Origin of the sequence: Kitasatospora sp. NPDC050463 (assembly GCF_040655255.1) — a bacterium.
Taxonomy (GTDB): Bacteria; Actinomycetota; Actinomycetes; order Streptomycetales; family Streptomycetaceae; genus Kitasatospora.
Genome location: NZ_JBFAJO010000019.1, coordinates 95311 through 119209 on the forward strand (window position 1 = coordinate 95311; position 23899 = coordinate 119209).

The following is a 23899-nucleotide window of genomic DNA, read 5'->3' on the forward strand; positions in this document are numbered from 1 at the left end:
TGATTCAAAGGAATATATGGATCGAATCGCACATGAGAGCCGTCGGTTCGGTGGTCGCGACGACGGCCGTTTCAGAACGAGAGGTACTGGCGCCATGCAGCACAGCACAGTCCAGGGCTACCTGGTGATGAGGCTCGTGGTCTCCGCCGAGCTCTCCTTCCGCATCGTGGTCGACCTGGAGTACGACCCCGCCGACCCGTACGCGGTCCGCCTCACCTTCCACCTGCCGGGCGACGCCCCGGTCACCTGGGTCTTCGCCCGGGAACTGCTGCTCGACGGGATCGGCCGGCCGGCGGGCGAGGGCGACGTGCACGTCCACCCGGTCGGCGGGGAGCTCTCGGAGGTCTGCATCGTGCTGCACTCCCCCGCAGGGGATGCCCTGTTGCGCTCCTCCGCGCCGCCGCTGATCGCCTTCCTGGCGCGCACCGACCGGCTGGTGCCGATGGGCCAGGAACTCACCGGCGGGGAGATCGACGCCCAGCTCGCCGACATCCTGGGAGGCTGCGAGAGGTGACCGGCACGGCCGAAGGGGCCCGCCCCCGGTGTGGAACCGGGCGGCGGGCCCCTTTCGCGTCGTCGTGCGCGCCGGACCGCGGGGGGCGGGCCTGCTCAGTCGTCGTCGCCGAGCGCCAGGTTGAGCCCCCAGGAGACCAGGCTGATGATCAGCGCGCCGAACAGCGCCGCCCAGAAGTCGTGGACGTTGAAGTTCAGGTCGAGCTTGTCCGAGGCCCAGGAGGTCAGCCAGAGCATCAGGGCGTTGATGACGAAGGTGATCAGCCCCAGGGTGAGGATGAACAGCGGCAGCGAGAACAGCTTGACCACGGGCTTGATCAGCCAGTTCACCACCCCGAAGATCAGCGCCACGGCGATCACCGTCAGGGTCTTGTGCTGCCAGTCGTCGCCGGTCAGCGTGATGCCGGAGACGATCCAGGCGGCCACCCAGATGGCGGCCGCGTTGATAAGTGTCTTGATGACGAAACCCTTCATGGGGCCAGCGTCGCAGGCCGGACGGGGCGGGGGAAGATCCGGCGGTCATGATTGGTGTTGAATGCCCCTGGACCCGGACCAGGACGACGAGGGAGCCCCGGTGAAGCTGTTCCGGCTGGACGAACTGGACGCCGAGCGTGCCGCCAACGACGGTGCCTATCTGCGCTTCCTGCGTGAGCCGCGGATGTCCGCCGGCCTCTACGCGCTCTCCCCCGGCGCCACCGACCCGCAGACCGCGCACGACCAGGACGAGATCTACCAGGTGGTCAGCGGCCGGGCCGAGTTGACCGTCGGCGACGAGACCACGACGGTGGCCCGCGGCACCGTGGTCTACGTCCCCGCCGGGGTGGCGCACCGGTTCCACCACATCACCGAGGAGCTGCGGGTCCTGGTGGTGTTCTCCCCGCCGGAGGACTGACGGCCGGAGCCCGGACCGGTCCGGTTAGGGTCGGGGCATGAGCCTGAGCCTGACGGAAGAACTCTGGGCGGCGATCGAGCCGATCTACGCCGAGATCCTCGACCACCCCTTCATCGGCGGTCTCACCGACGGAACCCTGCCGCGCGAGGCGTTCCGCCACTTCGTCGTCCAGGACTCGCACTATCTGCGCGACTACGCCCGCGCGCTCGCCGTCTGCGCCGCCAAGGCGCCCGGCGAGGAGGACGTGCGGGCCTTCGCGGACGACGCGGTCGGCGCGCTGGCGGCCGAGCAGGGCATGCACGCGGAGTTCATGACGGCCTTCGGCGCCGACGCCGAACAGGCCGCCGCCGAGCCGGTCCTGCCCACCACCCGGGCCTACACCAGCTACCTGCTGGCCACCGTCTACGGCGGCTCCTTCGCGGAGGCGGTCGGCGCCGTCCTGCCCTGCTACTGGATCTACGCCCGGGTCGGCGACCAGCTCCTCGCCAGGAGCTCCCCCGACCCGCTGTACGCCAAGTGGATCGCCACCTACGGCGACGAGGCGTTCCAGTCCGTGGTGCGGCGCGTCCTCGCGCTGGCCGACCGGCTCGGCGAGGAGATCTCCCCGGCCGAACGCCGCCGGGTGGTGGAGCACTTCACCACCACCTCGCGGTACGAGTGGATGTTCTGGGACGCGGCCTGGCGCGGCGAGACCTGGCCGGTCTGACGCCGGTCCGACGCCGGTCCGACACCCCTCCGACGCCGCTCCGACGCCGACCGGGCGATCTCCCCGGGGCTGGGCCGGGGTTGCGCCGGGGGGTGCCGGGGGGTGCCGGGGGTGTGCCGTCCCCGCCGCCCGTCCCCGGGAATCCCGGCCGTTCCGGGCCCGTTCCGGGCCGCTCCCCCAGGGGTGTCCCCGGGGGCCGGGGTAGGGGTGATCTCCGGGTTCTCTCCGGGCCGTTGGCTCTCGTTCCGGCCCGTACGTCACCGTACGATCGACGTATCGAAGCAAGCGGGATGCGGCACCGGACGGCAGCCGGCCCGAGGGGAGAGAAGGAACGGACATGGCTGAGTTCTGGAAGTCGCTGCCCTCGTGGGTGCGCAACATCGTCGTCCCGGTGCTGGTGCTGATCCTGGCGTGGAACGTCATCGGATTCGTCTTCGGCGTGGTGGGCGCGCTGCTGAGCCTGGTCGTCAAGCTGCTGGTGGTGGTCGGGATCGCCGCGGCCGTGGTGATCCTGGTGAAGAAGGCCGCCAAGAGCTGAGCCGTACGGCCGGCCCCGCGCCCGTACCCCCTCGGGGGTGCGGGCGTCAGTCGTTCGCGGACGCGGCGGCGGCCCGGCAGAGCGGCAGGACGCTGTCGAGATCCCAGGCCGGTCGCCATCGCTGGGCACGGGAGCGGGCGAGGTCGAGGGTGATGCCGGTGGCGAGCTGGTCGACCGCGTACGGGGTCAGACCGGGGATGCGGCCGGTGCGGGCGGCCAGCCGGGCGAGCGGAACGGGCACGTGGCGGATCCGGGCCCGCACCCCGTGCGCGGCGAGCACCCGGCGGACGGCGTCGTCGCGCCGGTAGTGCCGGTCGTCGGCGATGTTGTACGCGCCGGGCGTCCAGGCGTGGCCGGTCAGGCCCAGTGCGGCCAGACAGGCGTCGGCGAGGTTCTGCACGGCGGTCAGGCTGATCCGGACGTCGCCGCCGGGGAGCAGCAGCAGGCCGTGACGCACCCGCGCCAGCAGCTGCGGGGCGAGGTGCGGGTCGCCCGGCCCGTAGACGGCGCGCGGGCGCAGCACCACGGCGCCCGCCTCCAGCGCGAGCCGTTCGCCGGCCGCCTTGGTGCGCCCGTAGGCGTTGAGGTGGCCACCCCCGGTGGGGTGGTGTTCCAGGACGCCGGAGCGGCCGAACCGGGGGTCGTAGACGCTGGCGCTGCTCACCCAGACCACCGGGCGGCCGCCGGCGGCGCGCAGCAGCCGTGCGGTGCCGGTGACGTTGACGGCGTACTGCTGGGCCTCGCCGGCGGAGCCCCGGGGGAGGTCGGCGACGGCGGCGGCGCAGTGCACCACCAGGTCGACGCCGGTCAGGTCGGGGTCGCCGGTGGTGGCGTCCCAGGGGACGTGGCGGCCGACCGGGCCCGGGGAGCGGCCGTAGCAGAGCACGTCGAGGCCGAGCGCGGCGGCCGCGCGGGCGACGTGCGAGCCGCAGAAGCCGCCGGCGCCGGTGACGGCTATCCGCACCGGGACTCCTCGGGTCGGGACGACGGCGGCCGGGACAAGTGCGGTCGGGACGAGAGCGGTCCGGACGAGTGCGGCCGGGACGGGCGGGCCGCGGGCGCGCCGCGCCGCAGGGTGAGTTCCGCGTAGCCGGGGAGGGCGGAGCGGCGGTCGACCCGGGCCCGGGCGACCACCGGGCGGTACGGGGCCAGCGCGAGCAGCACGTCCGTGAGCAGTGCCCGGGCGAGGCCGGCGCCCGGGCAGGCGTGCGGGCCGGCGCCGAAGACGGCCTGGGTGGCGGCCGGGCCGGGGGCGGGGCTGCGCCGGTGGGCCCGGGCGGCGTGCCGGGCGACCAGGACCAGGCGGTCGCCGGCCCGGACCGGCCGGCCGGCCAGGGTGGCGTCGGCGGCGGCGACCCGGGGGAGCAGCGGGGAGGGGGCGGTCAGCCGGAGGAGTTCGGCGGCGAGCCCGGGCGCGGTGGCGGGGTCGACACCGGGCCAGAGTCCGGCGTCGGCGCACCAGGCGGCGGCCCGGGGCAGGGCGGCGACGGTGGTGGTGACGGCCGCGACGGTGAGCATGGCGTCGAGCGGGTTGGGCAGCAGCGCGGCGAGGTCGGCAGCCGTGGTGGCGGTGGTGGCAGCCGTGGCGGCGGCCCGCCGGCGTCCGGGCGGGCGCGGGCCGGGCAGGTGGTCCCGGGCGGCGGCCGCGGCGGCGTCGGCGCAGGCTCGGGCGAGGGTGTGCGGGCAGGCGGGGGAACCGGTCAGCGCGGCGGCCGTCACCCCGGCCAACTCCTGGGCCAGGGTGACGAGTTCGAGCGATCCGACGGCCAGCTCCGGGACGCGTTCGGCGAGCACGGCCTGCCAGAGCGGGCGGATCCGGTCGAGCGCACCGCTGCTCAGCTCGGCCGCCAACGCCCGGCGTGCCGCCCGGTGTTCGGCACCCTCCTGGTCGAACAGCAGTCCCCCGCCGGTGAGTCGGGCGGCGGCGCCGCCGGTGGTGCCCGGCGCGGTGCGGTCGAGCGGGACCCGGGTGAGCGCCTCGCGGTAGGCCTCGGTGCCGTGGACCAGGACGGTGCGGCCGAGCCGGACGACGGGGCGGCGGCGGGTGGCGCAGAGCAGCGCGAACAGCACGGGGTGGCTGCGCAGGTAGACCCGGCGGTCGCGGCGGCGCGCGGCCCTGGCGGCGGCGGGCGGCGGGGCGGTGAAGGAGCCCGGGGCGGTGAACGGGCCCGGGGCGGTGAAGGCTCCCGGGTCGCTCCAGGCCGCGGCGTGGGCGGCGGCTGCCGGGCGGGTGGGCTCACCGGTCATGCGGACAGCTCCCGGGCGCAGTGGGCGGCGGCCGCCGCCCGGTCGGGTTTGCGGGAGCGCCCGGCCAGCGGGACCTCACCGAACAGCACGGCGTCCGGCCGCGCCCCGCCCATCCGGTCGAGCGGGGCCCGCAGGGCGGCGCGCAGCCGCTGCGGATCGGCGCCGGGACGCGGCTGGACGAGCGCGACCAGCCGTTCGTCGCCCGGCGCGTCGGGGGCCGCAACACCGACCAGGACGGCGAGTTCGACGTCCGGCAGGTGCAGGGCGGGCTCGTAGAGGCCGGGGTAGATGTTCTCGGCGCGGCGCAGCACCATGTCCTTGAGCCGCCCGGCGAGCACGATCCGGCCGTCCGGCGCGAGGGCGGCCCGGTCACCGGTGCGGACCCAGGGGTCGGGCTCCTCGCCGAGGTAGCGGTGCCGGGCGCCCGGGCCGGCGAGCAGGAGTTCGCCCTCCGGGGTGAGGTCGGTGCGCACCCCGGGCAGCGGTGCGCCGACCAGGTCGCCGGGGCCGCTGTGGGCGCTCTTCTCGGCCTCCTCGACGGCGGCGGCCGGGAACAGCTCGGTGAGCGCGTACACGCCCCAGGCCTGGTCGGCGCCGGCCTGCTTGACCCGCCGCAGCAGGCCGGCGTCGGCGGGTGCGGAGCCGGTCCAGACCCGGCCGTGGAAGCGGGCTCCGGCGCCGAGGGCGGCGCGCAGCGCCGGCGGGGTGAGGTAGCTCTGGGCCGGTGCCAGCCGGGCGAGTTGGCCGGCCAGCGCGCGCGGGCCGCGGGCCGGGAGGGCGACGGTGGCACCGGCGGCGAGGGCCGGCACCAGGACGAAGAAGGTGCCGCCGAGCACGACGCCGCCGGGGCGGAGGTCGACCAGTTCGGTGACGGTGCGCAGGCCGGCCGCCAGGCCCTCGCGGGTGTGCACGACGGCGCGCGGGCGGGCGGTGGTGCCGGAGGTGAAGACGATCACGGCATCGGTGCCGGGGTCGCCCCGGCGGGGCACGGGCCCGGTGCCGCCCGCCGTCGTGAGCCGGGGGGCGCAGCCGGGCAGCCGGCGGCCGAGGGTGGCGACCGGGCCGAGCGCGGCCAGCGGGGGCAGGGCGAGGTGGGCGCGGCGGGCCAGCGGCCCGGCCCAGCCGGCTACCGCCTGGGCGGCGGCGTCGGCGAGTACGAGGTCCGGCCGGGCCAGTGCGAGGCGGGCGGACAGGACGTCCGGTCCGGCGGTCGGGTCGAGGACGGCCGCCCGCAGGCCGAGCCGGTGGGCGGCGAGCATCACGGCGAGCGCCCGGGGTCCGGGGCGGACGGCGACGCCGAGGGTGGCGCCGGCGCCGAGACCGCGGGCGTGCAGGGCGGCGGCGTAGCGGTCGGCGAGGTCGGCGAGTTCGCCGCGGCGGATCCGGACCCGGGTGGCGCCGGTGCGGCCCCGGTCGAGGACGGCGGGCCGGTCGGGGTGGACGGTGCGCAGGGCGTGGGCGAGCCGGTCGAGCACGGGGGCCCTCCTCAGCGGGGAGTCGGTCGGTGGGGTCCTGGCCGGGGTGGCCCGGCGGTGGCGGGGCCGGCTCAGCGGACGTCGACCGAGCGCCGGCCGGCGCCGCGCTCCAGGTACCAGCGGGCGGTGCCGACCACGCCGTAGGCGCGGATCCGCCGGGTGGAGTTCTGGACCACCATGTCGCGGCGGTGGACGATCGCGGTGGTGTGGCGGCGCACCCGGTTGATGAACGTCCGGTCGGTGGGCGACGGCCTGCGCGGCATGCCGCCGACGGCCCGGTAGAGCTCGGCGGTGATCGCCATGTTGTTCCCGGCGTGCATCCGGTAGGGCGTGCGGTAGCCGTGCCGGCGGCGGTGCGCGGGCCGGATCCGGCCGAAGAACGCGCCGAGCGCGACCAGCACCAGGAACACCGCGCGCCCGGCCGGCCCGTGTTCGTCGCGGCGGGCGGTGACCCGGCCGCAGACCAGCCCGCCGGAGGCGAGCATCCCGGCCCGGGCGGCCGCCGTCCAGCCGGGTTCGGGCAGGCAGTCGGCGTCGGTGCGGGCGAGCAGGGTGGCGCCCCGGGCGATGGCGTACCGGAAGCCGGTGTCGATCGCCGAGCCGACGCCTTTCTCCGGCTCGACCAGCACCTCGACCGGGAACGGCGCCCGGGTGGCGAAGGCCCGGACCTTCGCCACGGTGGCGTCGGTGGAGCCGTTGTCGGCGACCAGCAGGGTGAACGCGCGGTCCCGCTGGGCGGCCAGGGCGGTCAGGGTGTCCTCGATCCGGGCCTCCTCCTGGTAGGCCGGGACGACCACCCACAGGTCCGTACCGGGGTTCACGACGCCTCCCACACCATGGTCATCAGGCTCACGCCGCCGCCGAGGCCGATCAGCAGCACCTTGTCGCCCGGATTCAACTCGGGTGTTATTCGCTCCAGTTGGATGCCGAGTGTGGCACTGGCGATATTGCCGAGCTCCGGCACGGTGAGGACCAGCCGGTCCGCGGGGACACCGGTGAGCTCGACGAAGCGCTCCAGATAGGGGACGGTCACCTGGTGCACCAGCACCCGGGCGTAGTCGTCCCAGCCGAGGCCGGTGCGGGCCGCGACCCTGGTCAGGATGGAGCCGCCGATCTTCTCGAAGACGCCGCGCAACTCCTTGCCGCCGCCCCGGAAGTAGCTGTACTCGTCGCCGCGCGGGTGGCGCGAGCCGCCGCCGGGAATGCCGCCGGCCGCCCAGTGCTCGGAGGCGGTCTCGGTCTCGATGTCGAGGATGCCGCCGCGCTCGACCGGCTCGACGACCACGGCCGCGCCGGCGTCGCCGAAGGTGTACCCGGCGAAGCCGTCCCGGAAGTCGGCCGGGCCGGCCGGGTCGCGGCGCATCGCCCGGCTGGGCGTCTCGCCGGTGACCACCAGGGCGCGCCGGGCACGGCCGGCCAGGATCATCGCGCGGGCCAGGTCGATCCCGTTGAGGAAGCTGTTGCAGGCGTTGCTGACGTCCAGGGCATGGGCCCTGGAACCGAGTTCGGCCTGGACGAGGTGGGCGGTGGCGGGTTCGCAGACGTCCCGGGTGGCGGAGGCGTACAGCAGCAGGTCGACGTCGAGCGGGTCCAGGCCGCGGGCCGCCAGGGCGCGCCGGGCGGCGGCGACGGCCAGGGTGGAGGCGTACTCGCCCTCGGCGGCGAAGTGCCGGGTGACGATGCCGGTCGCCTTCTCGAACATCCGGTCCGGAAGCCGCAGCCGACCGCCGGCGGTCACCTCGTCCTGGAGCTGGCTGGAGGTCAGTCGGCGGGCGGGGAGGTGGGCTCCGACGGCGGTGATGCCGATCCGCGCGGTGGCTGCAGGGTGCATGCCCCCATGCTCCGGCGCCCGGGTCCGCGCCCACCTGAGTACGGGTACTCAGGTGGGCGCGGCACGGTACCCAACGTGTGGTCAGTCCTGGATCGGGATCGACTGGACGGGGACGGCGGCGCCGGGAGCGCCGGGGCCGCCCGGGGCCGCGGACGGCTCCGGGGTGTTCATGGTGCTGAGCAGCTGGCGGGCCAGGCCGAGGCCGGTGCCGCCCATGGCGAGCGCCTTGGCGAACACCTCGCCCATGCCTTCGGCGCCGTTCAGCAGCACCATGTGCTCGACGTTGCCGAAGGCCTCCGCGCCGGCCCGGACGATCTCGGGCCAGTTCTCGGCGAGTTGCTGCGCGACCACGGCCTCCTGGTTCTCGGCCAGGGCGGCGGCGCGGGCCTTGATCGCCTCCGCCTCGGCCAGACCGAGCGCCCGGGCCGCCTCGGCGGTCGCCAGACCCTTGGCCTCGGCGGCCGCGGCCTCGGCCTGGCCGGTCGCCTTGGTCGCCTCGGCGGCGGCCAGACCGCGCGCACGGGTGGCCTCGGCCTCGGCGACCGCGGCGATCTTGACCCGGTTGGCCTCGGCGGCCGCCTTGAGCTCGGTCTCCTGGGCCTGCGCCTGGGCGGCCGAGATGCGGGCGTCGCGGTCGGCCTCCGCCTTGGTCCGGGTCTCGTACGCCCGGGCGTCGGCGGGCTTGCGGACGTCGGCCTGCAGCTGCTGCTCCTTGCGGTGCGCCTCCAGCTCGGCGACCTTGGTCTCCTGGACCACGACCTCCTGCCGGGAGGCGGCCTGGGCGAGCGGTCCGGCCTGCATCGCCCGGGCGGTCGCCGTCTCCAGCTCGGCCTGGTAACCGGCCTGCTGGATACCGGAGTTGCGGGTCGCCTCGGCCTTGCGCGCGAAGGCCTCCTGCTCGGCCTCGGTGGCCTGGCGGTCGGCCTCGGCCTGGGCGATGCGGGCGTCGCGCATGACGGCGGCCGCGTGCGGAGCGGCGAGGTTCTGGATGTAGCCGGTCGGGTCGAGGATCTCCTGGATCTGCAGCGAGTCGATGATCAGACCCAGCTTCTCCATCTCGGAGCCCGAGGCGGCGCGGGTCTCCCCGGTCAGCCGCTCGCGGTCGCGGATCATGTCCTCGACCGTCAGGCTGCCGACGATGGAGCGCAGATGACCGGCGAAGACGTTGTGGACCCGGTGGCCCATCATCTGCTGCTGGTCGAGGAAGCGGCGCGCGGCGTTGGCGATCGACACCGTGTCGTCGCCCACCTTGAAGATCACAACGCCCTTGACGTGCACCGGAATCCCCTGCGACGTCACACAGTCCACGTCCAGGTCGGCCTCGTTGAGGTCGAGGGAGAGCTTGCGCACCACCTGGACGCCGGGGGTCACCAGCGTGCCCCGTCCGGTGACGATGCGGAATCCCATGCTCTCGCCCACGCCTTCGGAGCGGTGCTTGGAACCCGAGATGATCAGTGCCTCGTTCGGCTCGGCGACCCGCCACATGAGCTTGAAGAGCACGATCAGAATGATGATGGAAGCCACTGCGGCCCCCGCTACGCCGATCAGCATCGGCTGATTCCCCCTTCAGCGCACACCGGCGTTCCGTGGCTGCGCTCTGGTGGGCAGGAAGGCGCGGAACGCGGTGGCAGCAGGATTCTCCGCTCACCGTGATCCTTTGGAAAGGGGGATGCGTCCTGGTTCCGTCTCGGCCGCGTCAGGATTCCGTCAAAGGAGGGCCACGTAGACGGTGCGCGGCGGCTGGTACTCGACCACGACCACCTGGGTGCCGACCGCCATGCTCTCGCCCGGCACGGCCGGGTGGGCCAGGAAGGCCTCGGTGGTGTGGCGTTCGCGGACGTGCACGAGCACCTCGCCGACCAGTCCGGTGCCGATCCTGCCGGTGACGCGCCCTGTGCTTCCGACCATCGGCCCAGTCTGCCACCGTCGTCTCCGCATGGACCCCCTCTGGACCAGCGGCGATCCGCTCGCTACGGTGTTGGACGTCATGCGCAGGCAATACCGCCTGCGGACACGGGAGCTCGGAGCACCGGGCTGAGAGGGCGCTGACCGGAACGTCGCAGGACGTGCCGACCGCTGCGTCGACCGCAGGAACCTGACCGGGTAATGCCGGCGTAGGGAGTAGAAGGTCTGATGACCACGTTCGACGCACAGCCGCAGTCTGCCCGGAACCATGACACCGGAAGCACGGGCACCGGCTACCCGACCCCGGCCTGGCGCAAGGCCTACCACGAGGGATCCCGCCCCGACCTGCTGGTCCCGTACCGAGAGGTCGTCCTCACCAACGGCCGGACCGTCCCGCTCTACGACACCTCCGGCCCGTACACCGACCCCGCGTACGAGGCCGACGTGCGGCGCGGCCTGCCGCCGCTGCGCGACGCGTGGATCCGCCAGCGCGGCGACGTCGAGGAGTACGACGGCCGCGAGGCCCGCCCGGAGGACGACGGGATCAAGCACACCTCGCCGCGCGGCGGGAACCTGCGCAACCTCGACGCCGTCTTCCCCGGCCGCCCGCGCCGCCCGCTGCGGGGCCGGTCCGGCGCCTCCGTCACCCAACTCGCCTACGCCAGGCGCGGCGTGGTGACTCCGGAGATGGAGTTCGTGGCCCTGCGCGAGGGCCTGGACCCGGAGTACGTGCGGGCCGAGGTGGCGCGCGGCCGCGCCGTCATCCCGGTCAACGTGAACCACCCCGAGGTGGAGCCGTCGATCATCGGCACCAACTTCCTGGTGAAGATCAACGCCAACATCGGCAACTCCGCCGTCACCTCCTCGATCGAGGAGGAGGTGGAGAAGATGACCTGGGCCACCCGCTGGGGCGCCGACACCGTCATGGACCTCTCCACCGGCCGCAACATCCACACCACCCGTGAGTGGATCCTGCGCAACTCCCCGGTGCCGATCGGGACGGTGCCGCTCTACCAGGCACTTGAGAAGGTCGACGGCCGGGCCGAGGAACTCAGCTGGGACGTCTACCGCGACACCATCATCGAGCAGTGCGAGCAGGGCGTCGACTACATGACAGTGCACGCCGGCGTGCTGCTGCGGTACGTGCCGCTGACGGCCCGCCGCAAGACCGGCATCGTCTCGCGCGGCGGCTCGATCATGGCCGCCTGGTGCCTGGCGCACCACCAGGAGAACTTCCTCTACACCAACTTCGAGGAGCTCTGCGAGATCCTCGCGAGCTACGACGTCACCTTCTCGCTCGGCGACGGCCTGCGCCCCGGCTCGATCGCCGACGCCAACGACGAGGCGCAGTTCGCCGAGCTGCAGACGCTGGGCGAGCTCGGCCGGACCGCGCGCGAGCGTGACGTCCAGGTGATGATCGAGGGCCCGGGCCACGTCCCGATGAACAAGATCCGGGAGAACATGGATCTCCAGAAGGAGATCTGCGACGAGGCGCCGTTCTACACCCTCGGCCCGCTCACCACGGACGTCGCCCCCGGGTACGACCACATCACCTCGGGCATCGGCGCCGCGATGATCGCCTGGTGGGGGACGGCGATGCTCTGCTACGTCACCCCCAAGGAGCACCTGGGCCTGCCGAACCGGGACGACGTGAAGACCGGCGTCATCACCTACAAGATCGCCGCCCATGCCGCCGACCTCGCCAAGGGCCACCCCGGTGCCCAGGCCTGGGACGACGCGCTCTCCGACGCCCGCTTCGAGTTCCGCTGGGAGGACCAGTTCAACCTGGCCCTCGACCCGGAGACGGCCCGCGCGTTCCACGACGAGACGCTCCCCGCCGAGCCCGCCAAGACGGCCCACTTCTGCTCGATGTGCGGCCCGAAGTTCTGCTCGATGAAGATCAGTCGATCCATCACGGAGAAGTACGGCAACGGCGCGGCCGAGCCCGAGTACGACGCCGAGGCCCTGGAGGGCATGAAGGCCAAGTCCGAGGAGTTCGCGGAGCAGGGCAACCGGGTGTACCTCCCGCTCGCCGAGTAGGTCGGCTCCAGATCCACGGGGCGGCCCCGCGACCTGTGGGGGGAGCCGCGGGTCCGCCCCGTGCCGCGATGACTCGCACGCGGTAGTGGTGCGCGTCATCCGGGATGGCGGCGAAACGGGATCGGCGCCGCGCCGAGGGGGAGCCGCGGAAGATCTCGTTGGCCCGGTCCACGGTGATGTCGTCGGCGATCTGGCACTCGTAGGGCTCCATCGCGTCCGCCACCGTGAGGCCGTGGCTCGCCGGCTGTGTGTAGTGGGTGGTCATGACGTCGACCCGACCCGCCTCCGGGCCGGCCGGCGGCCGTCCGGTGCTGTGCTGCACCCAGAACGAAGCCGGAACGGTGACCGGGATGCGGAATGCCCTGGATGTGGCCAGGCTACTCCGGTCGGCCCCGGACCGGCGCGGCCGCGAGTAGCCTGGGAGACAGCCGAGGACACGTCGTACACCGGTAGTGGCACCGGTGTCGCCCGAGGTCATGAGCGGTCCTCCCCGAGGGCCGGACGGGCGGCTCCGATGATGCCGATCCCCATTCCCATCTCCTCCTCCCCCGGGCCGTGGTCGGTTCCGGGCGTGCCCCTGCTCCCCCGCCTGGTGCTGGAGCCGACGTTGGCCCGCAACGGCGTGTTCGACGGCGCGTGGTGGCCGCGGACCAATGACATCCGGGCCGAGCTGCCGGACCTGCTCACCGCGCTCGGCGCCCACCTGGGCCGGATCGTCCGGGTGGGCCTCGACCGAGGTGGCTGGGGCGACATCCCCGACTCGGTCACCGCGGACGGCCTGGTGGTGCGGATCGGCTGGTTCACCGCCAGCGGCGAGACGATCAGCCTCACCCGGGGCTTCCAGGACCACTTCCTCCTGCTCGTGGTGCCGCCCGGCACGGACCCGCGCACGGCGGCCGCCGCGATGCGCGGCGCGGCTGCGGTGGGGAACCACACGCCGGCGGGCGAACTGCTCACGGCGGCGGCCGGGCCCGGCGCGGTGGCGCGCGGTTGAGGCGCGGGATCGCGCCCGTGGGCGTCACCCGGCGCGCTGCGCCTCGGCGTCCTCGGGGTACCAGCGCAGCTCGACGGTGTTGCCGTCCGGGTCCTGGACGTAGACGGAGGTCGCGTTGCCGCGCGCGCCGTAGCGGGGCACCGGGCCTTCGAGGACGGTGAACACGCCGGAGTCGATGACCTCCTGCCAGTCCAGCGGGTCGACGGTCAGGCAGATGTGGTCGACGTTGGACTCGGCGCGGTCGCGGCGGGTCAGGTCGATGATGGTCTCCGCGGTGACCCGGACCGAGGGGAAGGAGACCTTCCCGGCGCGCCATTCGTCGACCCGGACGGGGGCCAGGCCGAGCAGGCCGACGTAGAAGTCCAGCGAGCGCTCGACGTCCCGGACGTTGAGGACGAGGTGGTCGAAGGCCTTGACGCGGACGGCGCTCATGGGGACTCCCGGAGGTGGGCGGTGGTCGGGGTGACGTGTTCCATGATCCGGCGGTCCGGGCGGGGGTATCAACGTATGTTTGATCCAGGATCGTTTAGTCAATCTCAACGACGGGGTCGGTGATGTGGGAACGCCACGAGATCGAGGCCTTTCTGGCGCTCGCGCAGGAGCTCCACTTCGGCCGCACCGCCGAGCGCCTGGGCGTCACCACCGGCCGGATCAGCCAGGTGATCGGGAAGCTGGAACGCCGCATCGGCGCCCGGCTGTTCGAACGCACCAGCCGGACCGTCCGGCTCACCGCGATCGGGCAGCGGCTGGTCGAGGACCTGACGCCACTGGTCGCCGGGATCGAGGAGTCCGTGCGCCGGGCCGTCGACGCCGGGCGCGGCGTGACCGGGGAACTCCGGGTCGCCTTCCTCGGCGAGTGGACGGCGACGGTGCTGCTCAAGGCCGTGAAGGTGTTCACCGGGCGCCACCCCGGCTGCCGGGTCGACGTCCGTGAGGTGCAGCTGTTCAACTCGCGGGCGAGCCTGCTGGACGGGTCCGTCGACCTCCTCATCGCCGCCTTCCCGTTCGACGGGATGGCCCGCGGGCCGGCCCTGATCTCGGAGCGGCGGGTTCTGGCGGTGGCCGCCGGGCACCCGCTGGCCGGGGCCGGGTCGGTCTCGCTCGAAGTCCTCGCCGATCACCCGGTGGTGCAGTACCCGGCGGTCACCTCGGTGGAGTTCAAGCGCGACCGGACCCCGGAGCGCACCCCGGCCGGTCGGCCGGTGCCCAAGGGGCCGGTCGGCAACACCTTCTCCGAGATGCTCTCGCTGGTCGCGATGGGCCGGGGCGTCCTTCCGGTGGGGGAGCACTCCCGGCAGTACTACCCCCGTCCGGACGTCGCCTACGTGCCGATCCACGACGCGCCGCCGATCGAACGCGGGCTGGTCTGGTCGGAGAGCAACACCACCGAGCGGGTCCGGGAGTTCGTCCGCGCCGCGACGGAGGCTGCGAGGGAGGCCGCGACGGAGGCCGCGGCCGGCACGGGAACGGCTGGCTGACGGGCGCTCACGGAGCCGGTCGGGGGAAGATCTTCGGGGGGCGGTGGTGTTCCCGGCGGGGACGAAAGGGCGTGGTGATGTCCGAACGGATCACGGCGATTGCGGTGCTGCGGGCGAAGGCGGGGCGCGAGGAGGAGATGCGGGCGCAGGCCCGGTCGATGATCGCGCCGAGCCTGGCCGAGCCGGGCTGCCTCTCGTACCGGAACTACGTGGACCCGGACGACCCGCGGGCCTGGGTGGTGTTGGAGGAGTGGGAGTCCCGGGAGGCGTTCGAGGCGCACCTGGCCAGTCCGCACCTGGCCCGGTCGCTGGAGCGCACGGCGGAACTGCTGGACGGGCCGCCGGAGCTGCGGGTGCTGACCGGCGCCGGGTGAGCCCGGCCGCGCCCGACCGTCCCCGGAGCCGTGCCTCGGGGATCGGCCGACGCCGGGTCAGACGTCGTCGGGGCTGGTGAAGCCCGGACCGGTGTAGCCGGGACCGGTGAAGTCCGGGGTGCTGAAGGAGGCGGTGCGCGGCTCCCGCCCCTGCGGGTCGGTGAGCCCCTCGGCGCCGGGGCTGGTGAAACCCGGGCCGCTGTAGCCGGGCCCGCTGTAGCCGGGGCTGCTGAAGTCCGGGCCGCTGAAGTCGGGGTGGGCGGCGTCCGGGCGGGCGGGCTCGCCGGCCGGCTCCGGTACGCCCGGGGGCGCCGTCGTGGGATCGGCGCGCAGGGTGGTGTGCAGGTAGGGCAGTAGCGCCCGCTCGCGCAACGCGCGCTGCCATTCGCGCCGGGCGTCGGCGATCCCGGCCGCGAGGTCCGGGTCGGTGCCGGGCGGCGTCGGCGTGCTGGAGCCGTCCCGCAGGGCGGTGAGGATCAGTCCGACGATGCCCACGACCATCGCGACCGCGCCGGCCGCCAGCGCCAGCCAGCCGGCTGTCAGCAGCGAACGGGCCAGCCCCAGCTCGGGGTCGGCGGCCCGCAGGGTGTAGCCGATCAGCAGCAGGACCAGTGCGGCGGCCCAGGCCAGGATCGGGGTGAGCACGGTGAGCACCGGGAACAGACCGGCGCCGCCGTTGGCGGAGCGCAGCTGGGTGAGCAGGCCGGGTGCGGTGGGTTCGCCGTCGCGGGTGGGCGGTGGCGTGTCGCGCAGGCTCTCGCGGAGCCGGACGTAGTGCGCGTACTCGGTGGCCGCCGCGGCCGCGACACCGTCGGCGGCGCGCAGGGCCTTGATGCGCAGCTGGTCGGCGGTGAGGGCGCCGGGCGTGCGCAGGGCGGTGAGGACGGTGCCGTCACGCAGTGCTTCGTCGAGGAGGCGCTCGTAGTCCGGGCGGTCCTCGGCGAGCAGGTGCGGGGCGTTGTTCATGGGGACCCCGTTCATGCCAACCCCGTTCGCTCCGCCGCGGTGCACGGAGACGGGTACGGAGACGGGCCGCCACACAGGCGACCGGGTGTGGTGTGCCCTCGATGGTAGGGGTGGTCGCGGTCGCGCAGACAGTAGGTTTCCGGAATTTCGCGCCCCGGGCCGCGCGTGCGCTACGGCCCGGGCGCCGGGAACGGGTGTTCGCCCTGGGGTCGGTGGTGCGGGCGGACGCTCAGATCGGCAGCCGCGCGACGAGCAGACGCCCCTCCATCGTGACGCCGCCGTCCATGGCGACGGCGAGCTCGTCGGCGTAGACGTACGGGCCGGGGATGTGCGGCGGGGCGCCGTCGTCGGCGTGGACGGCACCGGTGAGGTACGGGATGGGGCTGTGGCCGTGCACGATCCGCATGCCGCCGTAGGTGTCGAGCAGCTCGTGGGCGGCCGTCGGGCCGGCGTCGCCGCGGAAGGCGAAGCGCTTGGTGAACCGGCGGAAGCAGTCCCACCACTCGTCCACGCCCTCGTCGGCGAGCAGGTCGTGGACGGCGTCGTTGACCGCGGCGATGGAGTCGCCGTACTCCAGGTACGCGGTGGTGTCGGAGTGCAGCAGCAGGTGGCCCTCCTCCAGCGCGATCGCGGGCAGCCGCGAGAGCCAGCTGATGTGGTGGGCCTCCAGGCGGTCCAGGTCGTGCTGCTGGCCGCCGTTGAGCCGCCAGGCGGCCAGGAAGGAGGCGGTCCCGGCGGTGGACTGGACGGGCTCGTCGCCGTAGCGGGCGGCGCCGAGGAAGAGCAGTTCGTGATTGCCCATCAGGGCCCGGCAGTACCCGCCGGCGGCGGCGGCCTCGGCGGCGAGCTGCATGACCAGGTCGATGACGCCGATGCCGTCGGGGCCGCGGTCGGTGAAGTCGCCGAGGAACCAGATCCGGGAGCGGCCGGCGGCCCAGTGGCCGTCGGCGTCGATCAGGCCCTGGTGGCGGAGCTCGGCGAGCAGTTCGTCGAGGTAGCCGTGCACGTCGCCGACCACGTAGAGCGGGCCGGGCGGCTCGCCCGGGCCGGGCGCCGGGTACGGGTGGTAGGGCACGCCGGGCTCGGGGAGCGGGGGGCCGAGCTCGATGGTCGGCGGGTCGTCGCTCTGGTGCACGGGCGAGGGCCGGTCGGGCAGGGTGGGCTCGTACCCGCCGCCGTGCTCGGGCTGCGCGGCCTGGGGGTGTCCGGCGACCTGGGGGTGTCCGGCGACCTGCGGGTGACCGGCGGCCGGCCAGTGCTGTTCGAGGTACCGGGCGCCGCCGTAGCCGCTGTACGTCTCCGACTCGTACGCCGCCTCGGTGTAGCCGGCGGGCTCCGGTTCGTAGTAGGTGCCGAAGGGCAGCACGTCGAGGTCCGGCTGGTGGCGGGGGCCTGAGTCGGGGTGTTCAGGCCCGGGGAAGCGGTCCTCGGGTGTCATTCGCCCATCATAGGAAGACCACTCTCCCGGCGTCGTCACCTGGTGGGTATCCAATCCTCCGGAGCGTCAGCCGGGCGGCCCGTCAGGTCCGTTTTGTCCCAGCTAGGTATGGTCTAGACCGCAAGGAGAGCCCGCGTCGGGCCCGCCGCCGGACCGCCGGGGGCCGCCCGTGGACCGGGCCGGCTCCGGGCCGTCCCCGGGGCCACCGAGCCTTCGTACCGGTACGACGCGCCGGACGTGCCGGTCGCCGGACACGCCGGACACGCCGGACGCGCCGGACACGCCGGCCCGGTGGGCCCCTACACCTCGCCCGGCGGGCGCGGCGGGCTGACGGTGGTGCGCGGGCTCCGCCGTTGGGAGGACGCGCGGACGATCAGCTCGGTGGGCATCAGGGTGCCGGGCGGCGGCCCCGTCCCGGCGGTGCGGAAGCGGGGCGGGAAGAGCCGGGCGATGTCGACGCCCGTCCCGGAGTCCACCCCCTCGATGGCGTCGATGAGCAGGTTGACCACCGTCGTCCCGATCCGCCGGGGCTTGAGCGAGAGCGTGGTGATCGGCGGCTCGGTGGTCGCGTACACGTCGCTCTCGCTGCAGCAGACCAGCAGCAGGTCGTCCGGTACCCGCAGGCCGTACCGGCGGGCGGCGGCGAGCAGGTCGGTGCCGTTGGGGTCGAAGAGGCCGTAGACGGCGTCGGGCCGGTCCGGGCGGGCCAGCAGCCGGTCGGCGGCGACGGCCCCGGCGGCCGGGTCGTGCGCCGGGTAGGTCTCGTAGACCGGCTCCTGGCCGACCTTGGCGCACCAGCCGAGGTAGGCCTCGGTCGAGAGCCGGGTGTAGGTGTCGGTGCTGGTCCCGGTGAGCAGGCCGATCCGGCGGGCGCCGGCCTCGGAGAGGTGGTCGAGGATGCCGAGCACGGCGGCCTCGTGGTCGTTGTCGACCCAGGCGGTGACCGGGCAGTTGCCCGGCTTGCCGTCGCTGACCACCGGGACGCCGGACCGGTACAGCTCGCTGACCAGGGGGTCCTGGTCGGGCGGGTCGATCACCACGGTGCCGTCGAGGGCGATGTTGCCCCAGACGTCGTGCCGGGAGGAGGCGGGCAGCACCACCAGGGCGTAGCCGCGGCCGAGGGCGGCGCTGGTGGCGGCGCGGGCCATCTCCGCGAAGTAGGCGAACTCGGTGAAGGTGAACGGTTCTTCGCCGTAGGTGGTGACGGTCAGTCCGATCAGGCCGGAGCGTCCGGTGCGCAGGGTTCGGGCGGCGGCCGAGGGGCGGTAGCCGAGGCGCTCGGCGACCTCGCGCACCCGGCTTCTGGTCTCGTCGGGCAGGCGGCCCTTACCGTTGAGCGCGTCGGAGACGGTGGTGATCGACACTCCTGCGGCTGCTGCCACATCCCGGATGCCGGCCCGCTCCAGACGCCGCGAGGTGGTGGGTCGCCGACCGCTCTGGTTGGCTGCTGCTGTCATGGCGGACCGATCGTATGGCTCCTGACAAGGGTCTGTGACCGGCGCATCGGGGGCCCTTGGAGATACGTTTCTCCAAGAGTGAGCCTGTGTGCGCCCCTTCGATACCCGCACGAAACCAGCCGTCTTACCTCTGACATGTGCCATAGGAACCCTGCAGAATGGCTGATCTGCACCATTAACCCGACCGGGCATCTCACTCCTACGGGTGAGTCCCGGTCGGTATCGTTCAGGGCACCCGACCGGGGTGGTCCGGTGCGTCGCGAGGTCCCGGGGTCGGCGGTGATCCCGTTCGACGCGGGAGCGGACGCGCCAGCGGGCCCGACGCAGTGGGCCCGACGGAGAGAGAAGGAGAAGGACCGTGAGCGGAACGGCAGCGCAGGGGCCTCGGCTGAGGTCGAGCCTGGACGGCATCCCCACCTACAAGCCCGGCAAGCCGGCCGGCGCCGACGCCTACAAGCTGTCCTCCAACGAGAACCCGTACGAGCCGCTGCCCGGCGTGCTCGAAGCGGCGGTCACGGCGGCCGGCTCGCTCAACCGGTACCCGGACATGGCGGTCACCGAGCTGACCGCCGAGCTGGCCCGGCGCTTCGACGTCCCGGCCGAGCACATCGCCACCGGCACCGGCTCGGTCGGCGTCGCCCAGTCGCTGATCCTCGCCACCGCCGGCCCGGGCGACGAGGTGATCTTCGCCTGGCGCTCCTTCGAGGCCTACCCGATCATCACGCAGGTCGCCGGCGCGACGCCGGTCCCGGTGCCGCTGACCGCGGGCGGGGACCACGACCTGGACGCGATGCTGGCCGCGATCACCGGGCAGACCCGGCTGATCTTCGTCTGCAACCCGAACAACCCGACCGGCAACGTGATCCACCGCGCCGAGCTGGAGCGCTTCCTCGACGCGGTGCCGGCCGACATCCTGGTGGTCGTCGACGAGGCGTACATCGAGTTCATCCGCGACGCCGAGGTCCCCAACGGCATCGACCTCTACCGCGACCGCCCGAACGTCTGCGTGCTGCGGACCTTCTCCAAGGCGTACGGCCTGGCGGGCCTGCGGGTCGGCTTCGCGATCGCGCACGAGCCGGTGGCGAACGCGCTGCGCAAGACGGCGGTGCCGTTCGGCGTCACCCAGATCGCCCAGAACGCGGCCGTCGCCTCGCTGCGGGCCGAGGAGGCCCTGATGGTCCGGGTCGACGCGCTGGTCGAGGAGCGCACCCGGGTGGTCGCCGGGCTGCGCGCCCAGGGCTGGGAGATCCCGGACTCGCAGGCCAACTTCGTCTGGCTGGCGCTCGGCGAGCGTTCCCAGGAGTTCGCGGCGGCCTGTGCCGCGGCCGGCGTGGTGGTCCGCCCGTTCCCGGAGGGCGTCCGGATCTCGATCGGCGAGGTCGAGGGCAACTCGATCTTCCTCACGGTGGCCGAGGCCTTCCGCAAGACGATCGACGGCTGACCGACGGCTGACCGGGGACCCACCGGGGGCCCGCCGGGGCCCGTCAGGGGCTGACCGCCCCGGAGGCTCGACCGGCGGCACCTCGCCCGGACGGCTTCCACAGGGGCGCACCGCTGAGCGGTGCGCCCCTGTGTCGTCAGGTTGTGTCGTCAGGTCCGGATGCCGCCATGATCAGGTTGCAGGTGATGCTCCAGAGGCGGTGGGGGCTGCCGAGTCGCTAATGTGTGCGAGCGTCAGTCCCGGGCGGTCGTCCGACCGCCCTGCACATCGGGGGAACCACCTTGTCTTCTCGCCACATCCTGCTGGCCGTGGCGGCCGCTGCGGCCGCCGTCACCCTGACCGCCTGCGGCCCGGGCGACCCTGAGCCGGTCGCGACCGGCGCCGCGCCCACCTCGGGCAACACCGCCGCGCCCGCGCCCACCGGTACGGCGTCCCCGAGCGCCGCGCCCACCGGCGGCTGCCTCCCGCCCGGCATCCCGTCCAACCACCGGATGGTGAACCTGTCCAAGGCGGCCACCGCGACGACCGTCTACGCCAAGGACACCAGTTACCCCTGCGGCACCCCCACGAGCCAGTGGATCGACGCGGGCGAGGAGAAGACCTACGCCTTCGCGGCCGGGGCCACCGCGGAGCTGAGCGACCTGAACAACATGCTGCACGCCGTGCCGCTCGCCCGGTTCGCGGCGCACAGCGACTTCTGCATCAATCACACGTCGGCCGCCGACACCGACCCCTGCTACGACCGGCACACCGTCGAGATCGTGCTGGACCCGTCCGGCAAGATCACCAAGATCGTCGAGGTGGGGCGCGTGAAGCAGGTCGTGACGCCGTAGGTGTTCCGGCCCGGTGCGGCCGGGCAACGGCGGACGGAGTGGGAAGTCGGCCGGTCCGACTTCCCACTCCTCTGCTGTGCGGCGGGGATCATCCATGTGCAGGCCTCACCGGCGCCGCAGGAAGAGCGATCGGCGAGGTCGAGGGAAATTCGATCTTCCTCGCGGCGGCCGAGGCCTTCCGCACGGAGCTGTGGGCGGCGGAATTCCGGCCGCACTTTCCGGATGATCGAATTCCGGGTGGCCGAATTCCGGACGATCGAATTCCGAATGGCGGCCGAATGTCGAACGCGACCGTGTTCGGGCACGACCACGACCGGCCCCCGGGGGAATTCCCCCGGGGGCCGGTCTCATGTGTTATCCGCGGGCCGGCCGGGGACAGCGGCTACGGCTGCCGCGTCGGTGCGGTCCTGCGGGTCAGCAGGAGTAGGCGCCCTGGAACGACGCCGTGATGGCGACGGTCTCCGAGTGCCAGCCGCCGTAGCCGCTGATCGTGGTGCAGGGGCCGTCGGTGTGGTTCGACCAGTTGAACCGCAGCCGGACGCTGTAGCTGCAGTTGTTGGTCGCCCGGGCGGTGTTGGTGACCCAGCTACTGCTCGTCGAGTAGCTCACACAGGACGGGACCGAGCTTATGGACGTCCCCGCCGTCGCGGGGGCGGCCGAGGCCGGGGCCACGGCCAGTCCGCCGCTGATCGCGGCGGCCGCCGCGAGCACGGCGGCCGGGCGCTTGAGGGACTTGCCCGAAATCAACATTCGGCGTACCTCTCGTTGGGTGGAATCGAACTCGTGTGGTCCGATGGTCGGGACGTTACTTCTGACTCGCGGGCATGGACAGATAAAGAACCGAGAGGATCTTTTCTTTCGGGTTCGATTGGCCAAATTCGGTTCGCCTGGCTGATTTCGCAAGGCTGAACGGAACTGGCGGGTTCGGTTCCGCTTCCGTTCAATCGGTCTGATCGGCGCAATCGGTCTGTCGGCGCAGCCGGCGCAATCGGCGCGTTCAGGGGGTCGGACGGGGCCGGGTTCGGCGGGTCGGCGGCCGGGGCAGAAAAAAGTCCGGCCGAACGTGAACCGCGGGGGCGGGGCGCAGCGATCAGGAGGCGTGGCGATCGAGAGGGAGCAGGCGGACCGCGGGCACGCGGCGCTGCTGTGCGCGGTGGCGGAGGGCGACCGGGGGGCGTTCGAGCTGCTCTACCGCCACTACGCCCCCTGGCTGACCGCCCGGCTGCGCTACCGCTGCGCCGACCCGGCACAGGTGGACGACATCGTCCAGGAGGCGTTCATCAGCGTCTGGCGCGGCGCCGCCCGGTACCAGCCGCAGGAGGACGCCGACGTGGCCGGCTGGCTCTGGCGCATCTGCGCCCGCCGGCTGGTGGACGCGGCGCGCAGCCACGGGTCGCGACAGCGGCTCCATGCGCTGCTCGAACGCTTCCGGGGCCGGGACGAGCGTTGGGCGTCGGCCGAGGAACTGGTGCTGGCCGACCTCGCCCACGGCGACGTCGGCGACGCCCTGGGCCGCCTGCCGGCCGAACTCCGCGAGGTGCTCGCGGTGACGGTCCTGGACGGCCTGACGACCAGGGAGGCGTCGGCTCTGCTGCGCATCCCCGAAGGGACGGTCAAAACCCGGGCCCGCCGGGCACGGCGGCGACTGCTGGAGGAACTGGCGTGAGGACGGGGCACCGGAGGACAGGGCGCCGGAGAACGGAACCGAGCCGGCGATCGGAACCGGACCGGAGAACGGGACCGGACCGGAGAACGGGACCGAGCCGGAGGACGGGACGGCAAGAGGAGCGGAGGGAGCGGAGATGAGTCCGGCCGTGATCGGGAACGAGGAGGCGCATCCGGCGGGTGCCCTGGTCGAGGCCTACGCCCGGGGCGCCCTGCCGGTGCCGCAGGTCGCGGGGGTCGAGCGGCATCTCGACCGCTGCGCCGGCTGCCGGGCCGTGCTCGCCGGCCGCCCGGCGGACGGCCGGACCGAGCGGGCCTGGACCCGGCTGGCCGAGATCATCGACGCGCCCCGGCGCAGTCCGGCCGAGCGCGCGCTGCTGCGCCTCGGGGTGCCGGAGCACATGGCGCGGCTGGCGATGGCGACCCCGCCGCTGCGGCGTTCGTGGCTGATCGCCTCGGTGGTGACCCTGTTCTTCACGGTCGTCGCGGCGCGGCTGGCACCGGACGCCTCGGGCCCGATCCTGCTCACCGCGGCGCCGCTGATCCCGCTGGCGGGGGTGGCGCTCTCGTACGGCCCGGTCTTCGACCCGATGTACGAGCTCGGGCTGGTCATGCCGATGCAGAGCCTGCGCCTGATCCTCTACCGCAGCGCGACCGTGCTGGTCGCGAGCAGCACGCTCAGCAGTCTGGTGATCCTGGCGCTGCCCCGGCAGGGGCTCGCGATGTTCGGCTGGCTCGCGCCCGCCCTGGCGGTCACGTTGCTGGCCCTCGCCCTGTCCGCCCATCTCGACGCCGCCACGGCGGCCCGGGCGACCGGCGTCTGCTGGCTGGCGGTGGCCCTGTTCACCGGTCGGCACGGCGGCGGCCGGTCGTTGTTGCTGACCTCTCCGGGGCAGCTGGCGCTGTTGGTGCTGGCGGTGGCCGCCGCGGCGTACATCGCCGTCCAGCGACACCGCTTCGAACAGGCGTCGCGGTGGCACACCCGGCGCCTCACCACCTGACCTGCCCGCCCCGCCCCCGCCCTGCCCGCTCCCACCCCGCCGGCCCGGCCCGGCCCGACCACGCAAGGCCATCACCGCAACGCCGCCACGGCGCCCGCGGTCGCG

25 protein-coding genes and 1 riboswitch are annotated in these 23899 nt (G+C 73.7%); of the genes, 12 read left to right on the forward strand and 13 right to left on the reverse strand.

Annotated elements, in window-relative coordinates; translation table 11 throughout:
- Positions 1–94 precede the first annotated feature (94 nt).
- Positions 95–514: an SsgA family sporulation/cell division regulator gene (locus AB0J08_RS14930; protein ID WP_360632610.1), complete on the forward strand. Its 420-nt coding sequence runs from the start codon at positions 95–97 to the stop codon at positions 512–514.
- A 95-nt stretch (positions 515–609) separates the two neighbouring features.
- Here the strand turns inward: AB0J08_RS14930 and AB0J08_RS14935 are convergent, their stop codons facing one another.
- Entirely contained in the window at positions 610–987 is a 378-nt protein-coding gene (locus tag AB0J08_RS14935) for a phage holin family protein (protein WP_360632613.1), read from the reverse strand.
- Positions 988–1087: 100 nt separating this feature from the next.
- Between AB0J08_RS14935 and AB0J08_RS14940 the strand changes: the two genes are divergently transcribed.
- The 3 genes from AB0J08_RS14940 to AB0J08_RS14950 all read left to right on the forward strand — a co-directional run bounded on the left by AB0J08_RS14940 (position 1088) and on the right by AB0J08_RS14950 (position 2649).
- The gene (locus tag AB0J08_RS14940; protein WP_360632760.1) at positions 1088–1405 is read left to right on the forward strand and encodes a cupin domain-containing protein; all 318 of its coding nucleotides are present in this window, start codon (positions 1088–1090) and stop codon (positions 1403–1405) included.
- A gap of 37 nt (positions 1406–1442) precedes the next feature.
- Positions 1443–2111 (forward strand): thiaminase II, encoded by a 669-nt coding sequence (gene tenA / locus AB0J08_RS14945; RefSeq protein ID WP_360632616.1) that lies wholly within the window; start codon positions 1443–1445, stop codon positions 2109–2111.
- Between the two features lie 337 nt (positions 2112–2448).
- Positions 2449–2649 carry a DUF5326 family protein gene (locus AB0J08_RS14950; protein ID WP_360632619.1) on the forward strand — a complete coding sequence of 67 codons (201 nt, stop codon included), beginning with the start codon at positions 2449–2451 and terminating at the stop codon, positions 2647–2649.
- A gap of 46 nt (positions 2650–2695) precedes the next feature.
- Here AB0J08_RS14950 and AB0J08_RS14955 read toward each other — a convergent pair whose 3' ends face one another.
- The 7 genes from AB0J08_RS14955 to AB0J08_RS14985 form a co-directional block, all read right to left on the reverse strand.
- Positions 2696–3613 (reverse strand): NAD(P)-dependent oxidoreductase, encoded by a 918-nt coding sequence (locus tag AB0J08_RS14955; protein ID WP_360632622.1) that lies wholly within the window; start codon positions 3611–3613, stop codon positions 2696–2698.
- The gene (locus AB0J08_RS14960; RefSeq protein WP_360632625.1) at positions 3604–4896 is read right to left on the reverse strand and encodes a cytochrome P450; all 1293 of its coding nucleotides are present in this window, start codon (positions 4894–4896) and stop codon (positions 3604–3606) included. Before AB0J08_RS14960 ends, AB0J08_RS14955 begins: the two co-directional genes overlap by 10 nt.
- Complete coding sequence (locus AB0J08_RS14965) at positions 4893–6371, reverse strand: class I adenylate-forming enzyme family protein (RefSeq protein WP_360632628.1); 1479 nt, start codon at positions 6369–6371, stop codon at positions 4893–4895. Before AB0J08_RS14965 ends, AB0J08_RS14960 begins: the two co-directional genes overlap by 4 nt.
- Positions 6372–6442: 71 nt before the next feature.
- On the reverse strand, positions 6443–7192 hold the full coding sequence (locus tag AB0J08_RS14970; protein ID WP_360632631.1) for a glycosyltransferase family 2 protein: 750 nt from the start codon (positions 7190–7192) through the stop codon (positions 6443–6445).
- Positions 7189–8202, reverse strand: a complete 1014-nt coding sequence (locus AB0J08_RS14975; RefSeq protein ID WP_360632634.1) for a 3-oxoacyl-[acyl-carrier-protein] synthase III C-terminal domain-containing protein — start codon at positions 8200–8202, stop codon at positions 7189–7191. The genes AB0J08_RS14970 and AB0J08_RS14975 overlap by 4 nt, the downstream gene beginning before the upstream one ends.
- Before the next feature lie 81 nt (positions 8203–8283).
- Positions 8284–9753, reverse strand: coding sequence for an SPFH domain-containing protein (locus AB0J08_RS14980; protein WP_360632637.1), 1470 nt, complete (start codon positions 9751–9753; stop codon positions 8284–8286).
- A 156-nt stretch (positions 9754–9909) separates the two neighbouring features.
- Positions 9910–10110 carry a hypothetical protein gene (locus tag AB0J08_RS14985; RefSeq protein ID WP_360632640.1) on the reverse strand — a complete coding sequence of 67 codons (201 nt, stop codon included), beginning with the start codon at positions 10108–10110 and terminating at the stop codon, positions 9910–9912.
- A gap of 95 nt (positions 10111–10205) precedes the next feature.
- A riboswitch (TPP riboswitch) is annotated at positions 10206–10340 on the forward strand.
- Here AB0J08_RS14985 and thiC point away from each other — a divergent pair.
- Complete coding sequence (gene thiC / locus AB0J08_RS14990) at positions 10336–12147, forward strand: phosphomethylpyrimidine synthase ThiC (RefSeq protein WP_360632643.1); 1812 nt, start codon at positions 10336–10338, stop codon at positions 12145–12147. It overlaps the preceding riboswitch by 5 nt.
- 571 nt (positions 12148–12718) lie before the next feature.
- Positions 12719–13141, forward strand: coding sequence for a DUF5994 family protein (locus AB0J08_RS14995; RefSeq protein WP_360632646.1), 423 nt, complete (start codon positions 12719–12721; stop codon positions 13139–13141).
- 24 nt (positions 13142–13165) lie between these two features.
- Here the strand turns inward: AB0J08_RS14995 and AB0J08_RS15000 are convergent, their stop codons facing one another.
- Positions 13166–13573, reverse strand: a complete 408-nt coding sequence (locus AB0J08_RS15000; RefSeq protein WP_360632649.1) for a VOC family protein — start codon at positions 13571–13573, stop codon at positions 13166–13168.
- A 122-nt stretch (positions 13574–13695) separates the two neighbouring features.
- On the opposite strand from AB0J08_RS15000, the gene AB0J08_RS15005 reads away from it, so the two are divergent.
- Together AB0J08_RS15005 and AB0J08_RS15010 are read left to right on the forward strand one after the other, a co-directional pair.
- Entirely contained in the window at positions 13696–14619 is a 924-nt protein-coding gene (locus AB0J08_RS15005; RefSeq protein ID WP_360632652.1) for a LysR family transcriptional regulator, read from the forward strand.
- Positions 14620–14696: 77 nt separating this feature from the next.
- Complete coding sequence (locus tag AB0J08_RS15010; RefSeq protein ID WP_360632655.1) at positions 14697–14993, forward strand: putative quinol monooxygenase; 297 nt, start codon at positions 14697–14699, stop codon at positions 14991–14993.
- Positions 14994–15050: 57 nt separating this feature from the next.
- Here the strand turns inward: AB0J08_RS15010 and AB0J08_RS15015 are convergent, their stop codons facing one another.
- From AB0J08_RS15015 to AB0J08_RS15025, 3 genes are all read right to left on the reverse strand, one after another.
- A complete protein-coding gene (locus AB0J08_RS15015) occupies positions 15051–15974 on the reverse strand; it encodes a hypothetical protein (protein WP_360632658.1) in 924 nt (307 codons plus the stop codon).
- Positions 15975–16188: 214 nt separating this feature from the next.
- Entirely contained in the window at positions 16189–17397 is a 1209-nt protein-coding gene (locus AB0J08_RS15020; protein WP_360632661.1) for a metallophosphoesterase, read from the reverse strand.
- 299 nt (positions 17398–17696) lie between these two features.
- Complete coding sequence (locus AB0J08_RS15025) at positions 17697–18854, reverse strand: LacI family DNA-binding transcriptional regulator (RefSeq protein ID WP_078879728.1); 1158 nt, start codon at positions 18852–18854, stop codon at positions 17697–17699.
- Positions 18855–19212: 358 nt separating this feature from the next.
- On the opposite strand from AB0J08_RS15025, the gene hisC reads away from it, so the two are divergent.
- Together hisC and AB0J08_RS15035 are read left to right on the forward strand one after the other, a co-directional pair.
- Positions 19213–20295, forward strand: coding sequence for a histidinol-phosphate transaminase (gene hisC / locus AB0J08_RS15030; protein WP_360632664.1), 1083 nt, complete (start codon positions 19213–19215; stop codon positions 20293–20295).
- Between the two features lie 281 nt (positions 20296–20576).
- On the forward strand, positions 20577–21128 hold the full coding sequence (locus tag AB0J08_RS15035; protein WP_360632667.1) for a hypothetical protein: 552 nt from the start codon (positions 20577–20579) through the stop codon (positions 21126–21128).
- Between the two features lie 414 nt (positions 21129–21542).
- Here the strand turns inward: AB0J08_RS15035 and AB0J08_RS15040 are convergent, their stop codons facing one another.
- Positions 21543–21878 (reverse strand): hypothetical protein, encoded by a 336-nt coding sequence (locus tag AB0J08_RS15040; protein WP_360632670.1) that lies wholly within the window; start codon positions 21876–21878, stop codon positions 21543–21545.
- Between the two features lie 349 nt (positions 21879–22227).
- On the opposite strand from AB0J08_RS15040, the gene AB0J08_RS15045 reads away from it, so the two are divergent.
- Positions 22228–22794 (forward strand): RNA polymerase sigma factor, encoded by a 567-nt coding sequence (locus AB0J08_RS15045; RefSeq protein ID WP_360632673.1) that lies wholly within the window; start codon positions 22228–22230, stop codon positions 22792–22794.
- Positions 22795–22930: 136 nt separating this feature from the next.
- A complete protein-coding gene (locus tag AB0J08_RS15050) occupies positions 22931–23794 on the forward strand; it encodes a zf-HC2 domain-containing protein (RefSeq protein WP_360632676.1) in 864 nt (287 codons plus the stop codon).
- Positions 23795–23899: the final 105 nt, after the last annotated feature.

Bases quoted from the DNA above. Each gene is read 5' to 3' on its own strand.
- AB0J08_RS14930 (WP_360632610.1), top strand. From the start codon at position 95: ATGCAGCACAGCACAGTCCAGGGCTACCTGGTGATGAGGCTCGTGGTC.
- AB0J08_RS14935 (WP_360632613.1), bottom strand. From the start codon at position 987: ATGAAGGGTTTCGTCATCAAGACACTTATCAACGCGGCCGCCATCTGG.
- tenA (WP_360632616.1), top strand. From the start codon at position 1,443: ATGAGCCTGAGCCTGACGGAAGAACTCTGGGCGGCGATCGAGCCGATC.
- AB0J08_RS14950 (WP_360632619.1), top strand. From the start codon at position 2,449: ATGGCTGAGTTCTGGAAGTCGCTGCCCTCGTGGGTGCGCAACATCGTC.
- AB0J08_RS14960 (WP_360632625.1), bottom strand. From the start codon at position 4,896: ATGACCGGTGAGCCCACCCGCCCGGCAGCCGCCGCCCACGCCGCGGCC.
- AB0J08_RS14975 (WP_360632634.1), bottom strand. From the start codon at position 8,202: ATGCACCCTGCAGCCACCGCGCGGATCGGCATCACCGCCGTCGGAGCC.
- AB0J08_RS14980 (WP_360632637.1), bottom strand. From the start codon at position 9,753: ATGCTGATCGGCGTAGCGGGGGCCGCAGTGGCTTCCATCATCATTCTG.
- AB0J08_RS14985 (WP_360632640.1), bottom strand. From the start codon at position 10,110: ATGGTCGGAAGCACAGGGCGCGTCACCGGCAGGATCGGCACCGGACTG.
- thiC (WP_360632643.1), top strand. From the start codon at position 10,336: ATGACCACGTTCGACGCACAGCCGCAGTCTGCCCGGAACCATGACACC.
- AB0J08_RS15000 (WP_360632649.1), bottom strand. From the start codon at position 13,573: ATGAGCGCCGTCCGCGTCAAGGCCTTCGACCACCTCGTCCTCAACGTC.
- AB0J08_RS15005 (WP_360632652.1), top strand. From the start codon at position 13,696: ATGTGGGAACGCCACGAGATCGAGGCCTTTCTGGCGCTCGCGCAGGAG.
- AB0J08_RS15010 (WP_360632655.1), top strand. From the start codon at position 14,697: ATGTCCGAACGGATCACGGCGATTGCGGTGCTGCGGGCGAAGGCGGGG.
- AB0J08_RS15015 (WP_360632658.1), bottom strand. From the start codon at position 15,974: ATGAACGGGGTCCCCATGAACAACGCCCCGCACCTGCTCGCCGAGGAC.
- AB0J08_RS15020 (WP_360632661.1), bottom strand. From the start codon at position 17,397: ATGACACCCGAGGACCGCTTCCCCGGGCCTGAACACCCCGACTCAGGC.
- AB0J08_RS15025 (WP_078879728.1), bottom strand. From the start codon at position 18,854: ATGACAGCAGCAGCCAACCAGAGCGGTCGGCGACCCACCACCTCGCGG.
- AB0J08_RS15040 (WP_360632670.1), bottom strand. From the start codon at position 21,878: ATGTTGATTTCGGGCAAGTCCCTCAAGCGCCCGGCCGCCGTGCTCGCG.
- AB0J08_RS15050 (WP_360632676.1), top strand. From the start codon at position 22,931: ATGAGTCCGGCCGTGATCGGGAACGAGGAGGCGCATCCGGCGGGTGCC.